Origin of the sequence: Halorubrum vacuolatum (genome assembly GCF_900188065.1) — an archaeon.
In the GTDB taxonomy this organism is placed as follows: Archaea; Halobacteriota; Halobacteria; order Halobacteriales; family Haloferacaceae; genus Halorubrum; species Halorubrum vacuolatum.
On record NZ_FZNQ01000030.1, the window covers coordinates 1 to 22,380 of the forward strand.

The 22,380-nt window shown below is 56.4% G+C and carries 26 protein-coding genes and 4 pseudogenes; 16 read left to right on the forward strand and 14 right to left on the reverse strand.

Annotation, left to right across the window (positions count from 1 at the left end):
• Positions 1-157 precede the first annotated feature (157 nt).
• The 3 genes from tsaA to CHB65_RS15435 all read right to left on the reverse strand — a co-directional run bounded on the left by tsaA (position 158) and on the right by CHB65_RS15435 (position 2,037).
• Positions 158-649 (reverse strand): tRNA (N6-threonylcarbamoyladenosine(37)-N6)-methyltransferase TrmO, encoded by a 492-nt coding sequence (gene tsaA, locus CHB65_RS15425; RefSeq protein ID WP_089385925.1) that lies wholly within the window; start codon positions 647-649, stop codon positions 158-160.
• Positions 650-1,186: 537 nt separating this feature from the next.
• Positions 1,187-1,714 (reverse strand): DUF7342 family protein, encoded by a 528-nt coding sequence (locus CHB65_RS15430; RefSeq protein ID WP_089385926.1) that lies wholly within the window; start codon positions 1,712-1,714, stop codon positions 1,187-1,189.
• Positions 1,715-1,779: 65 nt separating this feature from the next.
• Complete coding sequence (locus CHB65_RS15435) at positions 1,780-2,037, reverse strand: hypothetical protein (RefSeq protein WP_089385927.1); 258 nt, start codon at positions 2,035-2,037, stop codon at positions 1,780-1,782.
• Between the two features lie 149 nt (positions 2,038-2,186).
• Here CHB65_RS15435 and CHB65_RS15440 point away from each other — a divergent pair, with 149 nt between their 5' ends.
• The 5 genes from CHB65_RS15440 to CHB65_RS15460 all read left to right on the forward strand — a co-directional run bounded on the left by CHB65_RS15440 (position 2,187) and on the right by CHB65_RS15460 (position 5,854).
• Positions 2,187-3,785, forward strand: coding sequence for an aldehyde dehydrogenase family protein (locus tag CHB65_RS15440; RefSeq protein WP_089385928.1), 1,599 nt, complete (start codon positions 2,187-2,189; stop codon positions 3,783-3,785).
• A 518-nt stretch (positions 3,786-4,303) separates the two neighbouring features.
• Positions 4,304-4,603, forward strand: coding sequence for a type II toxin-antitoxin system HicB family antitoxin (locus CHB65_RS15445; protein WP_089385929.1), 300 nt, complete (start codon positions 4,304-4,306; stop codon positions 4,601-4,603).
• A gap of 8 nt (positions 4,604-4,611) precedes the next feature.
• Positions 4,612-4,860, forward strand: coding sequence for a type II toxin-antitoxin system HicA family toxin (locus tag CHB65_RS15450; RefSeq protein ID WP_089385930.1), 249 nt, complete (start codon positions 4,612-4,614; stop codon positions 4,858-4,860).
• A 296-nt stretch (positions 4,861-5,156) separates the two neighbouring features.
• Positions 5,157-5,516, forward strand: coding sequence for a MarR family transcriptional regulator (locus CHB65_RS15455; protein WP_089385931.1), 360 nt, complete (start codon positions 5,157-5,159; stop codon positions 5,514-5,516).
• The gene (locus CHB65_RS15460; protein WP_089385932.1) at positions 5,513-5,854 is read left to right on the forward strand and encodes a type II toxin-antitoxin system PemK/MazF family toxin; all 342 of its coding nucleotides are present in this window, start codon (positions 5,513-5,515) and stop codon (positions 5,852-5,854) included. The genes CHB65_RS15455 and CHB65_RS15460 overlap by 4 nt, the downstream gene beginning before the upstream one ends.
• A gap of 78 nt (positions 5,855-5,932) precedes the next feature.
• On the opposite strand, the gene CHB65_RS15465 is transcribed toward CHB65_RS15460, so the two are convergent.
• Both CHB65_RS15465 and CHB65_RS15470 read right to left on the reverse strand, forming a co-directional pair.
• A complete protein-coding gene (locus CHB65_RS15465) occupies positions 5,933-6,331 on the reverse strand; it encodes a hypothetical protein (RefSeq protein ID WP_089385933.1) in 399 nt (132 codons plus the stop codon).
• Positions 6,328-7,203, reverse strand: a complete 876-nt coding sequence (locus tag CHB65_RS15470) for a ParA family protein (RefSeq protein ID WP_089385943.1) — start codon at positions 7,201-7,203, stop codon at positions 6,328-6,330. Before CHB65_RS15470 ends, CHB65_RS15465 begins: the two co-directional genes overlap by 4 nt.
• Positions 7,204-8,143: 940 nt before the next feature.
• Here CHB65_RS15470 and CHB65_RS15475 point away from each other — a divergent pair.
• The 7 genes and pseudogenes from CHB65_RS15475 (at position 8,144) to CHB65_RS15505 (ending at position 12,886) form a co-directional block, all read left to right on the forward strand.
• On the forward strand, positions 8,144-8,824 hold the full coding sequence (locus CHB65_RS15475; protein ID WP_245810002.1) for a DUF7342 family protein: 681 nt from the start codon (positions 8,144-8,146) through the stop codon (positions 8,822-8,824).
• A 99-nt stretch (positions 8,825-8,923) separates the two neighbouring features.
• Positions 8,924-9,235 carry a hypothetical protein gene (locus CHB65_RS15480; protein WP_089385934.1) on the forward strand — a complete coding sequence of 104 codons (312 nt, stop codon included), beginning with the start codon at positions 8,924-8,926 and terminating at the stop codon, positions 9,233-9,235.
• Positions 9,236-9,841: a hypothetical protein gene (locus CHB65_RS15485; protein ID WP_089385935.1), complete on the forward strand. Its 606-nt coding sequence runs from the start codon at positions 9,236-9,238 to the stop codon at positions 9,839-9,841.
• A gap of 9 nt (positions 9,842-9,850) precedes the next feature.
• Positions 9,851-10,204 (forward strand): annotated as a pseudogene (locus tag CHB65_RS15490) (site-specific integrase); the annotation flags it as partial.
• A 209-nt stretch (positions 10,205-10,413) separates the two neighbouring features.
• Positions 10,414-11,109 carry a nucleotidyltransferase domain-containing protein gene (locus CHB65_RS15495; RefSeq protein WP_179213687.1) on the forward strand — a complete coding sequence of 232 codons (696 nt, stop codon included), beginning with the start codon at positions 10,414-10,416 and terminating at the stop codon, positions 11,107-11,109.
• Entirely contained in the window at positions 11,102-11,611 is a 510-nt protein-coding gene (locus tag CHB65_RS15500) for a DNA-binding protein (RefSeq protein ID WP_179213688.1), read from the forward strand. Before CHB65_RS15495 ends, CHB65_RS15500 begins: the two co-directional genes overlap by 8 nt.
• Before the next feature lie 24 nt (positions 11,612-11,635).
• A complete protein-coding gene (locus CHB65_RS15505) occupies positions 11,636-12,886 on the forward strand; it encodes a tyrosine-type recombinase/integrase (RefSeq protein WP_089385945.1) in 1,251 nt (416 codons plus the stop codon).
• Between the two features lie 725 nt (positions 12,887-13,611).
• Here CHB65_RS15505 and CHB65_RS15510 read toward each other — a convergent pair.
• Positions 13,612-14,409 (reverse strand): annotated as a pseudogene (locus CHB65_RS15510) (IS4 family transposase); the annotation flags it as partial.
• A 170-nt stretch (positions 14,410-14,579) separates the two neighbouring features.
• Between CHB65_RS15510 and CHB65_RS15515 the strand changes: the two are divergent.
• From CHB65_RS15515 to CHB65_RS15525, 3 genes and pseudogenes are all read left to right on the forward strand, one after another.
• Positions 14,580-14,882, forward strand: a complete 303-nt coding sequence (locus tag CHB65_RS15515) for a hypothetical protein (RefSeq protein WP_245810003.1) — start codon at positions 14,580-14,582, stop codon at positions 14,880-14,882.
• Between the two features lie 152 nt (positions 14,883-15,034).
• Positions 15,035-15,643, forward strand: a pseudogene (locus tag CHB65_RS15520) (helicase-related protein); the annotation flags it as partial.
• Positions 15,630-16,988: a DUF790 family protein gene (locus CHB65_RS15525; RefSeq protein WP_089385937.1), complete on the forward strand. Its 1,359-nt coding sequence runs from the start codon at positions 15,630-15,632 to the stop codon at positions 16,986-16,988. The pseudogene CHB65_RS15520 and the gene CHB65_RS15525, both read left to right, overlap by 14 nt.
• Positions 16,989-17,024: 36 nt before the next feature.
• Here CHB65_RS15525 and CHB65_RS15530 read toward each other — a convergent pair whose 3' ends face one another.
• From CHB65_RS15530 to CHB65_RS15565, 7 genes and pseudogenes are all read right to left on the reverse strand, one after another.
• The gene (locus CHB65_RS15530; RefSeq protein WP_089385938.1) at positions 17,025-17,489 is read right to left on the reverse strand and encodes an IS1096 element passenger TnpR family protein; all 465 of its coding nucleotides are present in this window, start codon (positions 17,487-17,489) and stop codon (positions 17,025-17,027) included.
• Between the two features lie 35 nt (positions 17,490-17,524).
• Complete coding sequence (locus CHB65_RS15535; protein WP_089385939.1) at positions 17,525-17,875, reverse strand: calcium-binding protein; 351 nt, start codon at positions 17,873-17,875, stop codon at positions 17,525-17,527.
• Positions 17,872-18,117, reverse strand: a complete 246-nt coding sequence (locus CHB65_RS15540; protein ID WP_218818971.1) for a hypothetical protein — start codon at positions 18,115-18,117, stop codon at positions 17,872-17,874. Before CHB65_RS15540 ends, CHB65_RS15535 begins: the two co-directional genes overlap by 4 nt.
• Positions 18,118-18,307: 190 nt before the next feature.
• Positions 18,308-18,727, reverse strand: coding sequence for a PIN domain-containing protein (locus CHB65_RS15545; protein WP_089385940.1), 420 nt, complete (start codon positions 18,725-18,727; stop codon positions 18,308-18,310).
• Positions 18,727-19,029 carry an AbrB/MazE/SpoVT family DNA-binding domain-containing protein gene (locus tag CHB65_RS15550; RefSeq protein ID WP_089385941.1) on the reverse strand — a complete coding sequence of 101 codons (303 nt, stop codon included), beginning with the start codon at positions 19,027-19,029 and terminating at the stop codon, positions 18,727-18,729. The genes CHB65_RS15545 and CHB65_RS15550 overlap by 1 nt, the downstream gene beginning before the upstream one ends.
• Positions 19,030-19,184: 155 nt before the next feature.
• Entirely contained in the window at positions 19,185-19,466 is a 282-nt protein-coding gene (locus CHB65_RS15555; protein ID WP_089385942.1) for a helix-turn-helix transcriptional regulator, read from the reverse strand.
• 251 nt (positions 19,467-19,717) lie between these two features.
• Positions 19,718-20,940: pseudogene (locus tag CHB65_RS15565) on the reverse strand (IS701 family transposase).
• A 60-nt stretch (positions 20,941-21,000) separates the two neighbouring features.
• Between CHB65_RS15565 and CHB65_RS17085 the strand changes: the two are divergent.
• A complete protein-coding gene (locus CHB65_RS17085) occupies positions 21,001-21,285 on the forward strand; it encodes a hypothetical protein (protein ID WP_143420459.1) in 285 nt (94 codons plus the stop codon).
• A 327-nt stretch (positions 21,286-21,612) separates the two neighbouring features.
• On the opposite strand, the gene CHB65_RS15570 is transcribed toward CHB65_RS17085, so the two are convergent.
• Entirely contained in the window at positions 21,613-22,332 is a 720-nt protein-coding gene (locus CHB65_RS15570; protein ID WP_281251575.1) for an IS110 family RNA-guided transposase, read from the reverse strand.
• Positions 22,333-22,380: the final 48 nt, after the last annotated feature.

The window sequence follows — 22,380 nt, forward strand, 5'->3', positions numbered from 1 at the left end:
CGAGCAAGGCGACTCCCATTACCGTCTTCTCGACCTCGTTTTCCTAAACTCATTACGGCGTGATCGCGTTGCTGTCTTCCATTTTCAATAGAGCAAAAAAAGCGTCTCTGTTGAAATCCTTGGGCGATGACCTGCTTTTGTGGCCGGGCTGAGTGCCTCAAAGGAACCGTTCATCAGCCTGCTTCGATTGGATCGTTGACTTCGATGCGTCGATCCAGCCCGTGTCTACATTATCTGGAACATCGAACTCGGGAACGAACGGTTTGATATCCAGCAACGGCGTCCGATCAACGACATCAATTCCACTGACCATCAGTTCGTGACCTGTGACAGAATCAACCTTGACAACGGAAAGGCCAATCTGATTCGGACGTTGCGGTGCCCGCGTAGCAAAGACTCCTCTCGGTTCTTCATCAAGAAACGGCTCAACCTCTAGGGAAGCGATGTCAGTACCTGCATGAAAGTGATACAGCAAGATACAGTGAGAAAACCCGTCCAGGTCCCGCAACCCTTCCGCATATGATTCGTCTACTTCAACGGTACCCTCTACGTTATCCGCTCCGGCCGGCTGAATCGGCATGCCGCCCGGCGATTCGAATGGCGTCCGGATAACACCAATCGACTCGTAGTGGAACTGGTCTTCAGACATGTTACTCTTTCAGTCCTTGAATATCAAAACGGTGTTCTGATCGATACGCGCGCTGTATGCAGCACACAGTTCTTATTTGACAACTATTCGGAAGCCATTGCAGCAAGCTTTTCTGGTAGGCTTTGTAGACGAGTTTCGACGACTGATAGCGGATGCGCATCGATAAATGTGGCCTCTTTTCGATCTACTGAGCCATCCGGATAATCGATCTGAAAGTGGCAGTGGCCTAGTTCCATGTGAGTATTATCCTGATGCCATCCACACGAAAAGCCACGTTCTGGTTCAACCCACTGAATCCAATAGTGGTTCCAGTCTTGACGGAATATGAATTCAATTTCGATTCGAGCAGTTATCGATCGATACGAGAACTCAAGAAACCGTTCAACGTCAACAACGGCATGAATCTCGCGAGGCCGGTTTCGAGAGGGAAGATATTGGACATCGGAAAATTCCGGCTGTGTACTCAGCCGCTGGTGAATCCGCTGATAGACACGTCGCTTGTCGTACGGGTTTCCACCGCTAGTGAACCGTCCCATCTCAATCGGCGTGCCGGGGATAACTTGAATTTGAACCGTGATCCTGTGCTGAAAGATCGTCGTATAGCCCAAGTGCGTTGGTAAGTAGCTGGCGATGGTGCTCGTTTTCCTCCCAATAGGTGATCACCTTTCGTCGGTCCCGGACCTCTTCTGGAGTGAGCTCTTCCCCGAGTGATGCCTCGAGTTCTTGGATGGAATTGACGTCGTATTCGCGCTTCCACGTCGCAATCTCCGATGCGATTGCCTCAAGCTCGTCTCGAAGCTCGTTTTTCGTATTCTCGACGACAAGCTCTTGGATATGGTCGAGGTACGCCCGCATTGGATCGATCTTGTAGCGCGTATCGTTGTCTATCTCGACGGTCGTAAGTTGGCCTGCATCAGTGAGATACTCGAGCTGGGACTTCGTCGTTTCCCAGGATCCAACCGCTGCTTGCTCTTTGATCCAGTTGACCGACCTCGGCTCACGGAGTGTGAGGGCAACGGCTTCGATCCGGTCGCGAGCGGTCATCATTTCAGTCCAGTCATCCATGGTCTTGAGGACAGATATGGGTTCTATACAGTTATATCTTGAGAGTGGTTCGTTATATTCGAGAGCTAAGGGTTAGTACTCGTTAGGCCATCGCTCCTGAATTTGCTGTAACACATTTTGCTCCCGAACGTCGATATCCTCAACGCCCCAGTCATCGTTCTCGAAGATTCGTTCGAGCATTCGGACTTTCGATTCGTCGAAAGCCGCTTTTTATCCTCGAAGGGGTCGTTACCCTTTGCCGCATTATCGTCGCCGGAGAGCTCGGCGGAGCCGTCGATGGCGTCCGTCGAGACGTGCGACTCGGCGACCGCCTCGTCGCCCACTCGTGCAACTGGCATACACCGACGGACACGGGGATCGTCCCTCAACCCCGAGGTTCACGACTGAACCTACGTCACCCCGGACTCGGATACGACCATCTTATGGGGCCATTCGGCATATTCATACCTCGGGCTGAACTGAGTGGCAAATAATGGCACCATCTCAGTTCGAGAACGAACTCACGGTTCAGGCACACACCGAGGCGGGAACGATGGACGAGTTCCACGCGGCCTATGAGGCCGCCGTCGAGGACGTTCGCGTCGAGCTCGGCGACACCCATCCGCTGTGGATCAACGGCGAAGCGGTCGAGACCGACGAGACGTTCACCGTCAAGAATCCCGGCGATGCCGACCAAATCGTTGGGGAGTTCGCTGCCGGTGACGAAACGAACGTGGACGCCGCCGTCGCGGCGGCGAGCACGGCGTTCGACGAGTGGAAAGCGATCTCGATTGAGGAACGAACCGCCATCTTCCGCGATGCGGCCGACCTCATCGCCGACCGAAAGTATGAGGTCGCGGCGATGATGGCGTTCGAGAACGGCAAGAACCGCAACGAGGCGATGGCGGAGGTCGACGAGGCGATCGACTTCCTCCGGTACTACAGTCACGAACTCGAGAAAAACGACGGCTACGGCGGCGACATTCGGGAGCCGACGCCCGGACAGCGCTGTGTGAGCGACCTCCAGCCATACGGCGTGTTCGGCATCGTTGCTCCCTTCAATTTCCCGTTCGCGATCCTCGTCGGGATGACCACCGGCGCGCTGATCACCGGCAACACGGCGGTGGTCAAGCCGGCGAGCACCACTCCGCTGGTGGCTCACACGTTCTTCGACATCCTTCAGGAGGCCGGGCTTCCGGATGGCGTCGCGAACCTGGTTACCGGCGGCGGTCGCGATGTCGGCCAGCCGATGATGGAACACGAGGACGTCACCGGCTTCGCGTTCACCGGATCTCGCCGGGTCGGTCTCAAGATCCAGGAGACGTTCGACGAGCTAGACAAGCGCGGTCCCGTCATCGCAGAGCTCGGCGGCAAAAACCCCGTCATCGTCTCGGATAAGGCGGACATCTCGAAGGCCGTCTCCGGCGTGAAGTACGGCGCGTTCTCGTTCAGCGGACAGAAGTGCTCCGCAACGTCTCGGGTGTACGTGCATGAGGACGTCGCTGAGGAGTTCACCGAGCAGCTGATCGAGGAGACCAAAGCACTCGCTGTCGGCCAGCCCGAAACGCAGGAGACCGTCGTCTCGCCGCTGATCGACGAGGGTGCCATCGAACGGTACGACGAGATCTGTGAGTCGGCTGCCGCCGACGGGACGGTCGAGTGTGGCGGAAGCCGCGTCGAGCGCTCGGACCTCCCTGAAGGACGCTACGTGGAGCCCACCGTCGTCACGGGACTCTCACACGACCACGCGCTCGCGACCGACGAGCACTTCCTCCCGTTCGTCACCATCCACCCCGTCTCAGACCTCGACGAGGCGATCACCAAGTCCAACGACAGCGACTACGCACTGTGTGCCGGACTCTTCACTGAGGATGACGCGGAGGTCGACGCCTGGTTCGACCGGATCGAGGCCGGCATGTGCTACGTAAACCGCGAGCAGAGCGCGACGACGGGCGCGCTCGTTGAGGCCCAGCCGTTCGGCGGCTGGAAGTACTCGGGAACGACCGGCAAGTTCGCCGGCGGCCCCTGGTACCTCCAGCAGTTCATGCGCCAGCAGACCCGTACCGTCGTCGGCGACATCGGCGAGCCCTAACGCGCTTGAAACCCTCTCAACGACCGAGAATCCAGTCCTTCTCGTCGGGGGTGTAGTTACTCACGAAACAAGGTAGGTTACATCTCGATAACAGGGCGTCATAACAGCGGCAACAAGAGCGGGGATATGTTTCAATCTACCCTGATCTCCAGTTTAACCCGCTAACTTCAAAATTTGAATGGTTCAATTTTGTCTAGATAATTCTTGAAGCCGTCCGGGGAGACGTCTTCAACGTCGCTCTAGACGAGTTCGTCCAACTCATCGTACTCTTCGATAGATGTTGCGAGTGCATATCAGCGCTCCATTACGGCGCCAATATCACTTTCCGTAGCTTCCGCGAGTGCCACATTTCCTGTGCTCCTGCTCCGGTTATAATGGGGGTGTTTTAACCAACGTACAGATATACAGAGCGATTTGTTGGTTAATGTCGCCTCAATGGTCCTGGCATTTGGGATAACCCTATTAATACGTGTTCATCGGCCGAATGCTTATCACACTACTCAGGCAATATGCTGGTAATGAGTACTGAAACGAGCGCGAACGACGATCCTCGAAGTGGGCGGACCATCACACTCACACAGACGGACGACGGCTGGTGGGTCGCTCGAGACGAACCGACAGGTGTTGCGAGCCAGGGAGAGACCCGGCAGGACGCCCTCGACAACCTCGACGAGGCAGTCGCGCTCCACAAAGGGGAGGTCGGCGAGTCGATCGACACGGAGGAAGACGAACAGCAAGTGCTCGAAGAACTCGGCATTGATCCTGATGAGGTAGTGCTGACTCGTAGTGAGCACGATGGTCTCCCTGACTTCATGTAATAACTCGGATGACGTCACGCGATTTTTCTGGACGCGACGTCGTCAAGGCGCTCACGAAAAACCGATTCACCATTGTTGGTCGGACCGGTAGCCACGTCAAACTGCGGTACGACCACCCAACCAACGACGATGACGTTCGCGTTGTCACGGTCCCACAACATGACCGGATTCGGATCGGTACGTTGCGCAATATCGCAGAGCAGTCCGGAGCGGAAGACTTCGAAGAGTGGTGTCGGTGGATCGACCGGCACTGCTGATTCTCACATCCGTAGTGTGAACCGCCCCGGGGTCGAGCCCCGGGGCATCTCGTAGCCATACATATCGTGATAAACTGATCAATCTTGATTTGTAAGATTTCCATACTGAATGCATACATCATTTTTGACATCCTCCCCAAGCTGAAGCTCGAAGATTCCAACGCGAGACAGCGGGCCGGTCCCGCGCCCTCGCTGGCAACTTCTCTCCTACCGAATGGGGTCCGGCGAGGCTTTCTCCTCGATCTCCGTAACAAACATACCAAACATCTATGTCCCAACAGCCCCAACATTCGCCGATGTCGAGCGGGACCATCGATATCGACGAGTTCGAGAACGCCGATCCTGACGAGTTCGAGGAGCGGAACGACACCGAGCGGATCGTGCGGTTTCTCGATGAGCATGACGATCGGGCGTGGAAGGCGGCGACGATCGCAGCGCGGCTCGATCTAGAGACGGACGCTGTCAGTGCGATTCTCTCGCGACTGAAGAAACGTGGTCTTGTCCGGCACAAGCGTCCGTACTGGGCGATCACGGACGACACAAAGCGGCTCCAATCAGCTTACGAACTCCACCGACACCACGAGAGAGCAGACGACCAGTACGGTGAGGAGCGTCTTGAGGACCTCCAGACCGATGAGATGGATCGCGTACAGTGACGACGTTTGAGGACTTGGAACGCGGCGACATCGTCTGGGCGAGTGATCCGCTCTCAGAGAAGGGACGCCCGATGCTCGTGCTTGGCGCCCCGCACCTCCCGAACCACGGTCCACAGCTCATCACAGCCCTGATCTCAACGAAGACCTACCACGAGCAATCGATCACGCTCCGAGACAACGACTACGCGGGTGACCCGCTCGGAGAACGAAGCCACGTTCTCCCGTGGTCGCTCGCGACGCTCACCAGTACTGCGGACGTCGACCACTATCTGACCTCGCTCGTCGACGAGCGTATCGAGGACGTGACGAACCAGTTGATTGACTACATTTCCACCTGAGAACCCCATTTTGTCGTGGAAACAGTCATCTCATCTGTACGTCCTGTGCCAGCCGATGAATTCAGCTGTGGAAGGAAATCAATCTGTGAACGTCATTCCGTATCCCCACTCTTCGAGATTCCCTTCCACTTCATCGAGATGCTGAAGTCCGGCTTTCATGAGCGCCTCTCGAAGATCCGTGATGGAGACGTCCTCATCGAGCCGTTCCTCAAGTTCGCGTTGTGCTTCGCGCTCGCCGCGTTTTGTCTCTGGCTGGAGAAACAGTGGAACCCGTTCGCGACCGTCTTGGACACCATCACGACGGAATTTATACGGGATCTGAATCTGTCTTTGCTCTCGATCGTTTGCGCGATCCTCAGATTGCACTGGTTGAGCTTGTTCCGCGGGACTGGCAGATGATTGCGTACTGGTGGTCTGTTCTGATGACTCATCATCAGCGAACGGATTCTCACCGGCACCCTCTTTCATCCCCGTCATACTGCGACCACCTCGTGATCGATATCTCCAGGTTCAGGGGGATTCGGTGCCTCGATCCCCACTGCCGTTTCTAAGTGGCGTGCAATACGGTCGAACTGTGCGAGTGTTTCGAGCTCATATTCACGGTGCCGGTCCCGGAATTCGCGAACGTACCGGAACGCTGAACACTGTTTCATCCAGCAGCCTTCCATCAACGAGGCACGGTCGCCGATCGTCTCGGGCGTCGAATACGTGATCTCTTCAAGAATTGCCCGCTGATCGCGAGTGTCTTTGTACCCCATCGGAACGGCTGCCAGCACTCCGACTTCGACATCGAGTTGATCCTCGAGCCCTGCTACGAGTGACTCGAGTCCTTCAACAGCCGCGCGGCCCTTTGCGCTTGGCTCAATGGGAATGACCAACGAGCGTGTCGCATTAATGGCGTTGTAGAGATGTGGTCCCTCAGTGGCAGGAGGGTCACAAATGAGAACATCGTACTCGTCGGGAACGCCGGCGTCACTAAGCACGCGGAGCAGCTGGGCGTGCATTCCAAATGCTTCTCCCATTGCCTCTGCCTGCTCCTTCTCACGCTGGAGATACTCCGCGAGATCTGAGAGCATGTTGTGCTCCGGTACGATATCAACCCCTTCCACGGATCGAATGAGGTCACTAAATTCGCCCTTTTCTCGGCGGATCAGATGCCGGACGAGGTTATCTACCGGCTCCGTTCGTTGTTCATCGACATCGAACAACCGTGACAGGTTCCCGTCTTGAGGGTCTAATGGCACAACGAGTGGCTTCAATCCCGCACGTGCGTGCGCCACTGCGAGATTGGCTGCAGTTGTGGTTTTTCCGACCCCGCCAGCCTCGCTATACGTTGAATACGCCAACATACTTCGCTCATGGTGTGCATTCATCTTGAAAGTACGCCAGACACATTCATCAATTGAGTTGCTTTATTGTTCTAATGAACATTGTTCATGAACACAATTAATGAATGTACTGAATGAACAAGACTACTGAACACGAACCATGAATAGTATATTTGGATGTATAAACAGAATCCGGGTAAGGCGCCGAGATTGGGCTAATAAAACAGGAAAGCACTCCGGTTGTGAGGGTTCGTAGATCATCCTCGAGCGTGTCCGATCGAATTAGCTCGGAGACCTTCCTCCACGATTTCGGCTCAATACGACAGAATATAACAGCGACATCTTGAGGTCATGGTTGCTACAATTCACCACTCATTCCAGCCCATTCCGATCGCGATGGAGTGGATGGCAGTAGCGGACAACTTTCAAATCCCCAATCCGATGAGACATGGAGTTACCTGCCATTGACATCACCTCTTGACTCAACTTGGGGTCTTTTTTCCTCGATTTAGGTAATTCCGTGTCAGCCGTAGGTCGTCGTGATCTCGGCAGGACTTCGTTTCTTTAGACTTGAGGTTCTAAGCTCCCTTCCTCAGATGCTACTGAGCAAAGAGACTGAAAGAGTAAGCGCAAAAATTTTATATCGCAACATACTGTTTATAGAATAGGATATCCGTTCAATTGAGCCTCTATTCCCCGATATCGGCGTTTTAGACGGTATTCCATACTGGTTATGATTATCCCCGTAATCACGACCACTTTGAAGTACCCCGACGCTGTCGGTGAAGCACGAATGTTGCAACCGCCTCACGACGGCGCTTACCCAGGGTAGAGCCGCCAAGAACGGGTTCGAGATTTCTCTGGCTATCCTCAGCTGAGATCGGTGCGATGGCGAAGAAGTTGATTCAATATAGAACTAATAGCCTCAATCTATAATAAGATAAAACCCGAACGATGTTGTATGACCGAAAATGAATTGGTCTCCGAGGGCCTGATGGAACGCCAGACCACGGGTGAAGACCGGGTTCGGATGGCCGCCAGGCAGCTATCGGAGCCGCGGACGGCCAACTGGATCGCCTCCGAAGCGGACTGGTCGCATGAACCTACCAAGCGCGTTCTTGAACGGCTCGTCGAGGACGGTATTCTCCATCGTGACGAGAGTGGCACCCACACGACGTACTACCCTGATTATCGCCGTCAGGCGATGCAGGAGGCGGTGCGCCTTCGAGACAGCGGGCACACTGTCGAGGAATTCACCGATCGTCTCGCCGATATGAAAACACAGATCCGCGACTGGGAGGATGAATTCGGGGTTGAGTCTCCGAACCAACTTCGCGGAACGCTCGCTGACGAATCCCTTGACGCTGACGAAGAAGACCGTCGCCGTGAGATTGCCCGTGAGTGGGAACACCTTCAGCGGCGTATACAGATCGTTGGCTTCGCCATCCGCGAATGGGACTTCCTCGCTCCAACGGCAGAGCCTGCTGAGACCAACAGCTCAGGCACATTAGCTAGTCTTCACGGCGACACCACAGCCGACGAATTGGATGGCGGATTCTCCGATAGGGATGTCGATGTGTGGATGGAAACTGCAGTCGATCCCATCGGATTGGAGCCCGATTCAAGCACTGAGGAGTCGTGATCTCGCGTATGGGAGCGTGAAGACGTTATCATTCCGTCTGTTCCAATGTGTGTACACATAGGGGAACAATTTATCAAACCGCCCCGTGTATCTCCTGTTATGAGTCAGGAATCGCTCGACGATACGATCAAATTCCGCGCTGGCCCGCTCAAAGAAGCAGCGACCGAGCTCGATTCCGTCCATCTGGGCGGCATCAACATCAGTGCACTCGCACGCGAAGGACTTACCCAGATGCTTCGGCGAACGATGACGGACGAGGACAAGATTGCGATTTACGAACGCTATTCGGCGGATAACCTCTCGGAGGATGCCGCTCGCGTACTCCTCGGTGACGAGTTCGATCTGCTCCAGGAAGATATCGATGCGTTCCGTGAGGTTGCCGAGGACGACACCAGCGACTACCTCGTCTAGATGGCCAGCGGCACCACACGGTATCCAATTTTGGCCGATACCGACGCGCTGATCGCCGTCGCGAACAGCACCTTGTGGCCCCAGATCACCGAACACGTTGGTCTCACGACGACGAACGTCTGTAAACAAGAACTCGATCGGCACGTCGAGAACACGCACGAGACAGCGCCCGAGGGAAGCCGGCCGTACCGGCTTCATCACGGAAGCCGTGCCGCGCTCGATGCCCTCGAGGACGATGGGACGCCGCTTACGCAGGTGACGAGCGTACCTCGGCCCCACGGAGCAGACGCTGGTGAGGAATCACTCCGACAGGAAGTGATTCAGAATCCGGAGACTGTCGACTACGTCATCTTGATGGACGCGGCCGGCCGCCGTTCGATTCGTCGGGCCGTCGACGACCATGATGAAGATATCCGTGTGGTAGCACCGCCATTTCTGTTCTATATCCTCTACGATAATGATCTGATTTCGCGTCGTGAGTTCTGTGAAGCGTGTGGCGAACTGTTGGAACGTGAGGGCTGGACCGGATACAACGCCGTGAAGGCTGCGTGGGAGGGAATCCCAATTGACTGTAGCGACATCCTAGACGACAACCTGCTCCCGTGAGGAAAACAGATGAATCAGAATACTTCTCCGACACGCGCTGGTTCGACACCGCTCGCGAGGTCCTTCGAGCGGTACCTCCAGGACAAGGGAAAGGGCCGCGGCGGTGAGGGCGGGAACTATCGACGCAATGCAGCACGCGAGCTCAACCGGTTCGCCGAGCGGGCCGCTGGCGATAGTGCCAGCGACAACTGGAGTATCGTTCCAGACGATGTCGACCGGGAGCCCAGCTTCGCGGACCTCGACGAACGTGTGTTCCGCGAATACGCCCGGCACCTCGCCGGCAATCGGGGATTCAAGCAGAATACCGTACAAACCTATTACTGCTATATCTCCGCGTGGTGCGGCTGGTGCGTCTGTCCGGGTCGGGGCGCGTGAGTGAGAACAGCTCCAACGGCGAATCGAAATTGTGGGTCTTGCCATCCGAGAGTGGGACTTTTGAGCCCCAGCGTCCGAACGTGGTGAGGCCCGGGAGTTACAGACCTCGTTCTCCGCACATCCGCTGTTGGGAGAATATTTAGGTTGATTCCGAATCACGTATAATGTTTTTATAGTAGCGGACCGTGATACGGCATATGAGCCGTGAGACGGATAGTACAAATTCGTCTGGAGCAGCTATTTCTCTTTCAATACCCCCTTTAGACCCGAATTTATTCAAACACAAGGCGACGAGCGACGTCCTTCTCTTTTTACCAAACCACCGATTCAATGACTTCTCACTGCGAGAACTCGCGACACAGATCGATCACTCACACCAGTCCGTCCGGCGGGCAGTGAACGTTCTCAGCGCGAACGATCTGGTCGTCGAATCGCCCGAAAGCAACCAGCGACTCGTCCAAATCAACAGACAGCGCCTATCTATTCCAGAGGATCCGATCCTCCGGATTCCCCAACCAGCGTATCACCAACCAGTCAAAGCCGCGGTTACGGAGCTCCGTGAGAGTATCAATGACCTCGTCGGAATCATCCTCTATGGGAGTGTAGCTAGGGGCGAAGCTGACCGCCGGAGCGATATCGATCTCTGGGTGCTCACCCGGTCTGGACGGGCCGAAAGCCAACGAGAAGCAAACGCTATCGCCCGTGACCTCGAAGATACGGAGTTCGATGGTGACCGATACGCCTACGATATCGATGTCGAGGCCGTCCAGGCGATCCTGGCGTACACCGAAGACATCCGAGAGATCGTCGTGTCAGGCATTCCGGTCTACAAGACGAGTGACTTCGAAACCGTTGAAAACCTCCTTTTGGAGAAAGGGGCCACCGATGAGTAACGGCTCGGCTCCGACCGCTGTGCTCACAGCACTCGACCGCGCACAGGATGCCTTCGAGATGGTCGGACGCGGTCGAACAGCGTTCGAGGACGGGATTAGTGCCGACGAAGACTGGAAGACACAGCTGACGAAAGCGTGCCGCCTCCTCGAGGTCGTTGACACGCTTCAGTCACAGGATGGGTACTACACGGCCGTCATCGAGGTCTGTTTCGGCGCGATCGAACGGTCGATCGAGGCGTACGCGCTCGCGATGACGAACGATACGCTTCAGGACTTTCAGGACCACCAGTTCAGCTACGAGCGTGCCCACCAAATCGGGCTGTTTGAGCAGGAGACTGCAGAGGCGATGAGGGACCTCTACAGCGAGAACCGGACGGAGAGTTATTACGGCGGCGTGCGTCCAACCGAAGAACAGGCGGAAGCAATGACTGACCTCGCCAGCGCTGTCCATCAGTTCGCAGTGAGCCAGACCCGGGAAGGCGGCGTCTGTCTGTGCGACTGACTACGTTCCTTACTCCACATGACTATGGACCGGAATTCATCGACGGAACGGACGCCACTGACATCTCTCACGGAGTCTTTCGAGCGCTACCTTCAGGATAAGGGGAAAGGTCGCGGAGGCGATGGTGGGAACTACCGACGCAACGCAGCCCGCGAACTCAAACGATTCGCCGAGTGGGCCGCCGGCGACCGCGGCAGCGACGACTGGAGCGGGATCGTACCTGTCGAGGTCGACCGCGGACCGACCTTCGAGGACCTCGACGAATGGGTCTTCCGGGAGTACGCCCGGCATCTCGCCGGCGACCGGGGACTCAAGCAGAACACTGTCCAAACCTATTACCGCTATATCTCTGCTTGGTGTGGCTGGTGTGTCAACGAGGGCTATCTCGAAGCGCATTACGCCCAGCGGGCGAGTGCGATGGCGCCGTTGCCCGAGGACGACGGCCGCAAGCCCGGTGACCAACAGGCGTGGACGTCTGAGCAACGTCACGCCCTCACTCGCCACGTCGACGAACAGGCCCGAGACGCTGTCGAGGCATACACGACACTTCCCGATGATACTGACCCCCTCGACACACAGCGAGCGCGGTACACGGCGATGAAAGCAGCTCGCGATCGGGCTCTGGTGTTCGTCTTGGCGTACACGGCGGTCCGCGTCGGAGAACTCCTCCGAGATCCAAACGACCCGCGCCGGCGCGGCGTCCGCTGGGAGGACCTCTCCCTCGACGATGGGAGTATGGATGTCTACCGGAAGAAACAGCAGTGGGACGCTGCCAGTCTCCCAGATCCGGTGATCTCGCCACTGCGGAGCTACCGCCAACTGATGGACCCGCCGACAGAGCGCTGGCCGGTGTTTCCTACGTTCGACCAGCGGACGCTTGCAGGACTCGTTCAAGAGGAGTTGGCTGACCGAGGGGAACCCCCAGAGGCAATTGCTGAGCGGCGCAGCGAGTACCCTCGGGACCTGTTGCTGGCGCTCGATGCGGATATTTGCCCGCCGTCGATCACGACGGACGGCGCACGGTCGATTCTCCAACGGCTCTCAGAAGCTGCGGAGATCGATATCGATCATCCGAAACACAATTACTTGGCCCCTCACGGCGGTCGCCGAGGGATGGGTGAGGTTCTCGTTCGCGCGTTCGGATACACAGTTGCAGCTCGGTATCTCGATAACTCGGAGGAGATGGTTCGAGAGCGATACTCACATATTGAGGCGGGTGAGCTCGGCGATGTCGCCACTGAGGCTCTTGAGGAGATCGACAGCCTCTCGGGCTAGAAGTCCCGAGTCACGAGATCGTCCCCCCGGCAGCGACGGTGACTGTGTCGTTATTGCGACGAGGGAACTCAGGCCCGTTCGGCCGGCGGCCCTGAGTGGCCAGTCGGAACCACTAATGTCTGTAGCTATCGCCAGACAGCGACCACGCCGCAGCACACGTTTCGACCGCCTGCCGGCTGTGACAACAGCAGATCCCTAGACGGCGTAATCATTTTATCGTCAGCCGTGGATTATTTGGCCAGCAGCGTTATAGGTGAATACAGCGCGAGTCTAGCAGACACTCATGGGACTTTAATTAGCTATCTCCAAGTTCGGGCAATTTCCTGCATGAGCTGACTTTTTCGCTCTACCCAATCGAAGTCAAGGTCACGGCTGGAGCGGATAGATTTAAAAAATTCTTCGTAAGAACTGATATTCCGCTCAAATTCATTCTGATGATTACTCGCAGGGGAAATTAGATAGCGAGATTTTTGACCTGAAAGTGGATCTTGGTTTATCTTGTATCCAAAAAGGTTTCTGAACCTGCGTTCAGACAGTTCGACACTGATAGGACGGGTAGTGACTACAAGGTACGTTTTCGGAGGTTGATCATATGGCCAGATTGTGTTTACAAACGAACGATCTTTATCTCTGCCAGTACCGAGTATAATAGAAGCAGCATAGTAGTTCCCGCGGGCGGCGTTGTAGAAAAAATAATGCTGCCTACACGCATCAGTCTTTAGTTGAGCCTCACACCTCGGTTGTATAGCGGTAGCGAGCGTCTCTTGTAAGATTGGTCGTTGCTTGTGGATCTTTTGAGCGTCTTCGATCAGCCGGTCGAGCAGCGGCGGTGGTGAGTAGCCGAGGAACTCACCGAGTTCGTGGAGAATGAGCTGGGCGTGCGACCGGAAGGTCGCCGCCCAGCGCTCTGTCGGAAACACAAGCTCATCATCCGCCTGCTCAGTGACTAGATCCAACAGATCGCGGCTTACAAGCAGCGAAAGCAGCGCTGCGTACAATAAGATCCTCACCACGTGTTCGTCACTCGTGTCGAACTCGTCCAGTTCGTACTGCGTCTTCAGCTCCCGAAACAGCAACTCAACTTCCCACCGACAGCGGTAGATCTCCGCTAAATCCGCCGGAAAGAACTCTTTTCTCGCTAAATTCGTCATGTACAGGTGGTAGTCGTCGGCGTCCTCGTTGCGGACGCCGACGACGCGAAATCGCTTCGTATCCACCGACTGTGTCCCATTGTACGGGCCCCGTTTGAATTCGACTTCGACCTCCACATCGATGTATTTCCGATCAAGATCATCAAGAACAGCTCGGAGCTGCTTGCCCTCTAAGGGAATGGCACGGCCGCGCCATTCCCGTAACTCCCCCGTAATCGGCGGATTCGCGTTCTGCTTTAGCCGACTCAGGAAGTAACCATCGTTCTCGTCGATCAGCGCAAACCGGCGGTACTTGAAGTAGGCGAGATCGAACAGCATGAGGCGATTCTCAAGCCACGGCCCTGTTTTGAACAAGGTGCTGTCTCGGTACTTCCCAACCGGCGTAATCAGTAGAATTGAATCGCCGAATTAACCACGGAAAAGTGTCTGGATCTGGACGTGTTCAATATCCCCGATCCAGACGTCTTCCTTTCGGCCTCGGACGTGACTGTACTTCTGCGGTTAAACAGCGAGGCTATTTCTCTGCATGACCTACTTGCAACATGAGTGCTATTTCATACAGAGGTCACACACCGAAAATCGATATCCGTCGGTTTCTTGCGCCCCTCAGAGACGCGTTCACGACGCAATCCCACCACGCCGGCAGCTTCTCCGTGCCGAGCGAAGCGTGGGTTCGCGGTGAACCGGGTCAGCAGAGCTACGTCCTCCCTTGGACGCTGGCCACACTGAAAGACGACCTCCACGTCGTCGGCCGGCAGGGCTCGGTCACCGACGAGTTCACCGACCAGGTTACGACGGTCACGATCTCCTACTTGGACAATTCGGAGGGTTTTGACTCCGCATGATCGACGACACTACTGGCCAAGAGCCCGCAGCACTGCCGTTGCGGAGTTCCTTCGACCGCTATCTTCAGGACAAGGGGAAGGGTCGCGGCGGCGAGGGCGGGAACTACCGCCGGAACGCTGCCCGCGAACTCGACCGGTTCGCCGAGGGGGCCGCCGACGAGCGCGAGACGTACGCCGAGGAGTACCAGATCTATCGTGACTACGTCGACAGCCACGAGTTCAACCTCTGGAAAGAAGAGGGCTACGCGGAGTTTCTCAAACGCACATCCTACGACCCGCAGGGTCGGCGGGCACTCATCGCCAAGCAACGGGCCGAACGGATCGCTCGAACAGCGGAGAAGAAGCTCGACACGCTCGACAACCTCATCAAGCGCCATCACGACGACCGCGCGATCATCTTCACCGCCAACAACGACTTCGCCTACGACATCTCCCAGGAGTTCATCGTCCCTTGTATCACCCACCAGACGAAAACCGACGAACGCACCGAGATCCTCGAACGGTTCCGCACGGGCGACTACTCGATGCTTGTGACTTCCCAGGTCCTCGACGAAGGCATCGATGTCCCGGCGGCAAACGTCGGGATCATCCTTTCCGGGAGCGCCTCGAAACGTCAATATGCCCAGCGGCTCGGCCGCATCCTGCGGCCCACGGACGACCGCCAGCCCGCCCGCCTCTACGAAATCATCACCGAGGATACGATTGAGACCTACGTCTCCCAGCGCCGTCGAGAGGGGGTGAGTGCCAGTGCTGACGGCTGACCTCGCACGCTCGCGCACGACCGACGAGACGGTCACCCCGCTGTTCATTGATCCCGACGCGGAGCGCTACCGAGAGACAGCCCGGGAACTCATCCAGCTGTTTGAGAACCACCTTGGCGAGCCGAAAGGCGACCTCGAGAATGCGATTGACGAGCTGACCGTCGCAGATACCGACTACAAGATCGTCCAAGGGCTGGCGAAACTCCTGAAAGACGAGTCCGAATTCGAGGTCGTCGCTTCCGTCGAACCGCACGAGATTCGCCAGCAACTCTTCGAGAAAGCTAACGAGCGCTATCCGATCGTCCGCCAGCCCACCCTCGGCGAGGACACACAGAAACTGGAGGTGTACAGCGGGGTCGCCGACGACCTCGGACTGTCGCTCGAAGAGTGTTATCGCGGGATGTACGCCGATCTTGAGGACAACAAGCGACTCGTCCGAATCGGGACGCGGACGGCCGACCAGTACGCCAGTGATGATGATGCATCGACGTCGACGACCAACCTGACCGGCAGCAGCGACGCGGAGTACGAACACACGGATCTCACCGTGGACTGGTTGTTGACCCGGTACAATCTCGCGCTGGCCCAAGCCGTCCTCTACGATGCCACGGAAATGCGGATTCGCGTCTGGGACCACTTCGGGACGGTGTTCAGCTACGTGAAGCTGTTCGGATTGATGCACCGGATCTATCCGATCGACGCCGACGGTGAACGCGTCCCGAGTACCGACCAGGCCGCCGGCTACGAGGCCGTGCTGGACGGGCCCGCGTCGCTGTTCTCCCAATCGCAGAAGTACGGGATTCGCATGGCGAACTTCCTGCCGGCGTTGCCCCTCTGTGATCGGTGGGAGATGACCGCGACGATTCTCGTCGACAAGACGACCGGCGAGACACGTCAGTTCATGCTCGACCATACCGAGGGCCTCGATTCCCATTACAGCGCTGGCAACCGCTTCGATAGCGACGTCGAGCGGACGCTCGCCAACAAGTGGGAGCGGGCGAATACGGAGTGGGAACTTGTCCGAGAAGACGATGTCTTCGATCTCGGTGCCGAAGTCATGATCCCCGACTTCGCGATCGAACATCCGGACGGACGACGAGCGATCTTCGAAATCGTGGGCTTCTGGACACCCGAATACCTCAACGAGAAGCTGGCGAAAATTCGGGGGGCCGATCTCGACCACTTGCTTGTCGCAGTCTCGGAGCGGTTAGAGTGCTCAGCGGACGACTTTGGGGGAGCGAGTGACCGCGTTCTCTGGTTCAAATCAGGGATTCACGTCTACGATGTGGTGGAGTTGGCAGAGGCGCACGCCATCGACGGACACGCCCCTGATCACCGACACTGACCGGGGCCGCTTCGCCCCAGATATTCCTCAGGATGACTACCAGCCTTCGCTGGGTGGCGGATACTGCTCGACAGGCTCGCCTTTCTCTTTCACGACTTCCGGCTCTGTATCGCTGGTTCCGCCCTCATTGATCTCCTTGAGGATGGCATAGAAGCGCCATTCGTCACCGTAGTCGAAGAGATAGCAGATCCGATCGCGTTCGTCCAAGTCCAACTGACGGGCCATCTGACCGACTGTCGTCTCGCCCGCGTCATACACCTCGCCACCGCGCAACATTCCGTCTGGGGATTGTTCGATCTCTCCAAGGCGCTTGTACTGGACGTCACTGTCCCAGTAGTCCTGGTCAGTTCCGAAGAACCAGAGATGATCCTGGTTCAGTCCCATCGCGCTGTTGAGCACCGACTGGAACTCGTCCAGGGTTTGGTCTGCCCCGACGATGATGTCCCGCCACAGCGACCGGGGGTCGTGCTCGTACTTGACGCGGAAACGGTAGGTCGCCATGTTTGTGGAGTTATTTTGCATCGACGCTGGTGACGTTATCGGTCGAGCCAGTAGTGCCAGTCCGAAACGGCCTGCTCAGTGTCGTCACTGGCTTCAACCGGCTCCAGTTGGCTCAGTGGGACACCGAACTCCCGGTTCATCCACTCGATGGTCACGAACTGCTGGCGGAGCGACGGCTCCGATGACGGTTTGCCGACCACACGAACCGTCTCCCCTTCATCCAGCGGTGATACTTCCTGCTCTTCGATACAGCGTGCCTCGAAGGGAACGTCCATCGTCTCCTCCAGATAGATGTGCCACCCCATCGCCTGCTCGTCTTGGGTGTAGGCATCGACAATAATCTCCATCTTGATGCGCTCTTCTCGCTCTTCGTCTCGCTCAGTCATGGTTCACCACCAGCCTGGGTGTGGAACTGTGAGCCCGATCTGAACTCCGTGAGTTCCTCGATCCGGTCTTCGAGTTCCTCGATCTCCCTGCGCAGTTCCTCAGGTTCGTCACCTTCGGCGGCCGCAAGCTGGTCTTTGAGTCCTTGGAGGCGTGTCTCCTTGCGTGCTTCGTCCACCTCGGCCTTACGGACGTACTCGGACCCTCCGATCTCGTATACGTCGTCCTCAGAGAGTTCAGTCACGTTGAGGGCGTCGTCTACTTTCTGACGGTCTATCCCATTACACGCTCCGGATCGATCCCGGCGTCGATCGCTTCGAGACGCTCTTCAAGGTCACTACGGCCGGTGGACTTGATCTGAACGTGGATTGTCTGGGTCATGGGTGAGGTGTGGGGCTGTAGGTCACAGACAAGTCAGATCTTCGAACGGGTGCCTACGCGGAACCGTCGCGGAACCGTTCGACCGGGATATCAGAGACGTCGTCATAATCGTCGTCACCGCCAACTAGGAGCGTTGCGTCGACGTGTTCAGCTGTTGCCAGCGCAAACGAGTCGCCAAGCGCAGGATTATACCTGAGCGTATACTCCGAGGCGTCCGTCCAAGTATCGCCGACATCTACCGTTTTGATACCGAGATCGGTCAGCCAGTCGCAATACTCGTCGGCTGTATCGCGGTCGTACTTCCGGGCGATTGTATACCGGATCTCAGCGAGATTCACGTAGCTGGCGTAGCCGACAGTGTTCTCGACTGCGACTGCGTCAAGATACTCTTCTACAACCTCGCTGCCTGGTTCATCGTCGGCGTGTGCTATCAGTGGCTCGGCGTCGAAGACAACGCGGTCAGGAACCGACATTACTCTTCAGTTGAGAACTGCGAGTCACGTTCATTCCGGTCCTGTTCGCGTTTCTCTGTGAGAATCTCGGACGCAGGCTTGTCCGTACTCGCTTCGCTACGGGCAGCAAAGCCACGCATCTCGCTCGGTGAGCGGACCTGTTCAACGAGCACCTCTCCATCTTCGGTTTCCCGGAACAACACCTTCCCAGGCGCTTCGATCCCGAGCTTCTCGCGGAACCGTTTTGGGATGGTCGCCTGGCCGTGCTTAGTGACGGCGACAATCTCCTTTTCAGAGTTGTTTGACTGTTCTGTCTTACTCATAGTTCATAACTCGATCTCTATCATAATCAAACTTCTTCTCATTAACAAACAGTCGTTGCTCCTCTGTCGGGTTTTTAGTCGAGTTCGAAGTGTGGTTCGGCTTTTGAGGGACGTGAAGTACTAGAGTCAAACAGTCCTCGAACGCAGCGGTTCGATCACCCGTCGTGGTCAATATATCGGGCTTCCCATCCAGTACGCGCTTCGATCTCTCTTGTGCCCCGGCGAGTAGTGCTGTACTCGTTGGTTCGTCGGTCCCGCTGACTTTTTTCGATGAGTCCCTTCTCAACGAGTGTGTCGAGGTTGGGATAGAGCCGACCATGATGGATCTCCTTTTCGTAGTAGTCCTCGAGCTCGTCTTTGATCGCGAGTCCGTGGGGGTCATCAAGTCCGGCAACTACGTACAGCAGATCGCGCTGAAAGCCAGTCAGATCGTACATATCGCAATTTTCGCATTCGAGTTTTGAAATACTACTGATCTGGCCCTGTATGGAGCGAAGGAATTCGTCACTCTCCCCGTGGGTCACCAACCGGTATTTCACCATATTCTGGACATGAGACCCATCCCTGTCCAAATGCCCCACCCATCCCTTGGTCCGGACTCCATTCGTGTTCATCCCCACAATGTGGACAGTCTACCAGTGGCGGGTCAATCTCCAGTGCCTCTTGCTGGATAAAATGATTTCCTTGCTCAGCTTTGAACGTTAGCGTCGGCTGTTGAGTGAACGAAGAGGTGATCGATCTCTTCCATGAGGTCATCGACGCCACGATCATCGCTGTCTCGAACCCACGAGAGCAGGTTGTAAACGGCTTCCTTCAGGGAATGCTCAAGGTTCGCTCGAAGCGATGACGCTTTCGAGCGAACCGTCCTCAAGGCGCTCGATTCGGGATCAAGACGAACGAGACTGTAGGCAGCCATGAGAAGGTGCCAGTGCCGACTGGCACCTTCGTCAGTCTGCATCTCGCAGTCTCCCAAGCCGAGATCCTGCTTCGAGTCCTCGAAGAACGTCTCGATGCGCCACCGCATCCCGTAGGAGCGGATCACGTGTTCGGTCGGTGCGTCGATCTTGTTCGTGGCGAGGTATTTGACCGGGTTCTCTTCGTCTTCGTCAGTTTCTTTCTCGGCGATGACCAGCTTCACGTCTCCCAGTTGGGAGACGGGAAGCTTCTTCGTCCAGATGTGGTAGGTTTCGTCCTCAACATCACGCTCGACGGTGTCGATGCGCTCTGCCAGCGCATCGACGCTGATCTCTTCGCCGGCGTAGGTTACCTGTCGGTTGCTCCGGAGCGGGCCGATCCAGTCGTTGCCGTAGGATTCGATGTGTTCGACGAGGGCAGAATCGTGAGCGAACCACGAGTCGAAGAGGTAGGTGTCCGCCGGGACACCTACCTCGTCTTCGAGTTCGGTGACGATCTCACGGGCGAGATCGTACTTGGTGTCGTGGTTTTGATCATCTTCGTCCTGTTTTTGTAGAGGCGGAAAGTGAGTGGGTACGCAGTTTTGTCGTCGGCGTAGAAGGCGTAGATGAGGTCTTGGCCCCAGACAGTGTCGCCTTCGGCGTGATCGTAGAACCGACCGACACCGGGGACTTCGTCCCCGGCTTTCTCGGTGATCGTGTCGTCAAGGATGATGTAGCCATCCTGTGACCAGCGCGTTTCACCGTGTTTCTGAAGCTCTTCGAGTCGTTCGTGATTAAATTGCTGTTCGTCCCAGTCGTACTCGGTGAGGAACTTGTTGAGAGCGCGTTTGTCTCCAGCTGGAAGGACTTCGCGTGCGATGCCTGCCACGGTCTTGTTGCTGGCCGCAACAAGACCTGTGGCGTAGGTTTTCGCGTGCTGACGTTGTGCGGGTGACAGCGACTCGAACTCGTCGAATACACGCGTGCACGACAAGAAGTCCGTAATCGGCATCATCCGTGTTTGCTACCGCCTACGTCACGATCCTACTTCAACGTTCAAAGCTGAGTAATGCGTATGTCAAATGAACTCATCGAACGTGCGGAATCACTGGAAGAAGGTGACTCTGCCGAAATTAATGTGGGTGGTGATATTAATAAAATCAAAAACGTTGAGGTTACTTCGAAATCTTCCGTTGATGAGATTCTGATTTTTAATGTTAGTACCGGAGAGAACCAGGAACCGGACGCAGAGATCGCTATTTGGGATGAGTCAAATTCACCATACAAATTCCAAGTCGGATTTAATTCATGGGATGGTGATTACCGAGAAGTAAAGAGCATCGGAAACGTCGAGTCATAATATAATTCAATAGACTATTCTCTATAGGAGTCCCTGCAGGCACGAGCGGTGGAAATGTGTGTCGTACTGAACAGTCGTATCAGTCTCAGTCAAACGATTTACTCGTGTAACATTCGCGCTCTGTATTCACCTATGGAAACGCTGCTGGCCGAACAATCCACGGCTGACGATAAAATGATTACGCCGTCGGAGGATCTGCGGTGATACAGCCGGTAGGCGGTCGAAACGTGTTTTGCGGTGCGGTCGCTGTCTGGCGATAGCTGTGGCTCACGCTGGCCTCGGCCGGCCACTGAGGGCCGCCGAGCCGGCGGCCCTCAGCTCCCTCGTCTACGCACTCACCCCCGGTGGATCGTAGACCTCTCCGCGATCAAGCATGTGGTAGATCGATACCAGCATCTTCCGAGCTGTTGCCACGATTGCTTTCTGTGAGTTCTTCCGACTTGCTAGCCGGTCGTAAAACCGGCTCAGATACTCGTCATTACACGTGTGAACGGCAGTATTGGCAGCTTGGACGAGCAGCCATCTGTCACGGCCTGATCCACGCTTCGATATGCTTCCCTCGATCCGCGAGTCGCCAGACTCGCGGATCACCGGGTTCAGTCCGACGTAACTGACGACCTCTTTGTCCCGATCAAACCGACGGATGTCGCCAACCTCCGCGTAGATCGTCAGCGCCGTAAAGTAACTCACGCCGGGAATACTCATCAGCAGCTGGGTCTCCTTCAGAGACCCAGCGCGTTCTTCAATTGTCTCCTCTAGCTTCTGAATCTCTTCGGTGAGCGACTCGATCAGGTCGAGATACGAGTCAAGCAACTCATCCCACGGCGTCGGGATCGAGAGTTCCCGCAGGAACTCTCGTCCCTCCACGCTCAGCGGTTTCACGTCCTCGGTAATTCCGTGATCGGAGAGTAATCCGTGGACTTTGTTGGCGTATTTGGTGCGGTTCTCAACCAATGTCTGTCGCCCGCGCACGAGTGCGCGGGCTTCCCTCACCTCCTCGGGGCGGTGTTCAGATAAGGATTGAAAGGTGAGGCGGTGCGTTTTCAAAGTGACTTATGCCCGAAAACGCCCGCCTCAGCGGCTATTTGGATGAGA